We start from the raw sequence: 2,243 nt of genomic DNA, 5'->3' as shown, positions 1-2,243 counted from the left end.
CAGCGATGCGCAGTTGCCGATCTACAACAGCTATGACAACGCGGTGCTGTACAACGACTTCGTGGTATCAAGCCTGATCAAGGACTACGCCAAGACCGACCCCAACGGTTTCCTGCTGGACCTGTCGAGCAAATCCCTGGTGGAAACCCAGCGGCTCAAGCCTTACCTGTCCAGCCTGCAACGCCTCAAACGTATCCAGGGCAATGGTGTGCGTGCGCTTGACCACCTCGACGGCCACCTCAAGACCGTCGGCTTGAGCCTGGAGGCCCAGGAGGCCTTGGCCGATGCCCGCCGCCTGCTGAGCGAAGCCCAGGCCCTGCTGGCGGAAAAAACCGTCGAGCTCGATGAGTTCGCCTGGCAGGCAGGTCAGCGCGCCCAGGTGCTTTACGACACCGCGCTGGCCTGCCGCATGCGCCCGTTTGCCGATGTGCTCGCCGGCCAGGCGCGCATGGTGCGCGACCTCGGCCGCAGCCTGGGCAAACAGGTGCGCCTGGAGATCGAGGGCGAAAAGACCCAGGTCGACCGCGACGTGCTGGAGAAACTCGAAGCGCCGCTCACCCACTTATTGCGCAATGCCGTCGACCATGGCATCGAAGCGCCCGAACAGCGCCTGCTGGCGGGCAAGCCGGCCGAAGGCTTGATCCGCCTGAGAGCCTCGCACCAGGCGGGTTTGCTGGTGCTGGAGCTGAGCGATGACGGTAACGGCGTCGACCTCGAACGCCTGCGTGGCACGATCGTTGATCGGCACCTGTCGACCCTGGAAACCGCTTTGCACCTCAGCGAGGAGGAGTTGCTGACGTTCCTGTTCCTGCCGGGCTTCAGCCTGCGCGACAAGGTCACCGAAGTGTCCGGGCGCGGCGTCGGCCTGGATGCGGTGCAGCATATGGTCCGCCAACTGCGCGGCGCGGTGGTGCTGGAGCAAAAGGCGGGGCAGGGCAGTCGCTTCCATTTGGAAGTGCCGTTGACCCTGTCGGTGGTGCGCAGCCTGGTGGTGGAAGTCGGCGAAGAAGCCTATGCCTTCCCGCTGGCGCATATCGAGCGGATGTGCGACCTGGCGCCCGAGGACATTGTGCAGCTCGAAGGCCGCCAGCATTTCTGGCACGAAGGCCGGCATGTCGGCCTGGTCGCCGCCAGCCAGTTGTTGCAGCGTCCGCCGGGGCAAGGTAATGAAGAGACGTTGAAGGTGGTGGTGATCCGCGAACGCGATGCGGTGTATGGCATTGCCGTGGAGCGTTTTATCGGCGAGCGCACGCTGGTGGTGCTGCCGCTGGATGATCGGTTGGGCAAGGTCCAGGATATTTCCGCTGGCGCGTTGCTGGACGATGGCTCGGTGGTGTTGATCGTCGACGTCGAGGATATGCTGCGTTCGGTGGACAAACTGCTCAACACCGGTCGCCTGGAACGTATCGCCCGGCGCAGCCAGCAGGCCGCCGAAGTCCCGCGTAAACGGGTGCTGGTGGTGGATGACTCGCTCACCGTGCGTGAGTTGCAACGTAAATTGCTGCTTAATCGGGGTTATGAAGTGGCCGTCGCCGTCGATGGCATGGACGGCTGGAACGCCTTGCGCTCCGAAGACTTCGACCTGCTCATCACTGACATTGATATGCCTCGTATGGACGGGATCGAATTGGTCACACTCTTGCGCCGTGATACTCGCCTGCAATCGTTGCCGGTGATGGTGGTGTCCTACAAGGATCGCGAAGAAGACCGACGCCGTGGACTCGACGCCGGCGCCGACTACTATTTAGCCAAAGCCAGTTTTCACGATGACGCCCTGCTTGACGCCGTGGTGGAACTGATCGGAGACGCGCGGGCATGAGGATTGCGATCGTCAATGACATGCCCATGGCGGTGGAGGCGTTACGCCGCGCCGTGAGCTTTGAACCCGCGCACCAGGTGGTGTGGGTGGCCAGTAATGGCCTGGAAGCGGTGCAGCGCTGCGCCGAATTGACCCCGGACCTGATCCTGATGGACCTGATTATGCCGGTGATGGACGGCGTGGAAGCCACTCGGCAGATCATGGCCCAGACCCCGTGCGCGATTGTGATCGTCACCGTCGACCGCCAGGCCAATGTCAGCCGAGTGTTCGAAGCCATGGGGCACGGCGCTCTGGATGTGGTGGATACGCCGGCCCTGGGCGTCGGTAATCCCAAGGACGCCGCCGCGCCGTTGTTGCGCAAGATCCTCAATATTGGCTGGCTGATCGGCCAGCGCGGCAGCCGTGTGCGCGCCGAAACCGCGCC

At 63.4% G+C, this 2,243-nt stretch carries 2 protein-coding genes; both read left to right on the top strand.

The genetic code is table 11. The annotated features are described in order from the left end of the window. The coding region (locus L9Z73_RS29425) for a hybrid sensor histidine kinase/response regulator (RefSeq protein ID WP_247408394.1) at window positions 1-1,819 on the top strand (1,819 nt) is incomplete at its 5' end. Further along, the coding region (locus L9Z73_RS29420; protein WP_247408392.1) for a response regulator at window positions 1,816-2,243 on the top strand (428 nt) is incomplete at its 3' end. The genes L9Z73_RS29425 and L9Z73_RS29420, both read left to right, overlap by 4 nt.

Origin of the sequence: Pseudomonas emilianonis (assembly GCF_023072625.1) — a bacterium.
Taxonomy (GTDB): domain Bacteria; phylum Pseudomonadota; class Gammaproteobacteria; order Pseudomonadales; family Pseudomonadaceae; genus Aquipseudomonas; species Aquipseudomonas paraveronii.
This window is presented reverse-complemented; position numbering and strand designations above follow the sequence as displayed.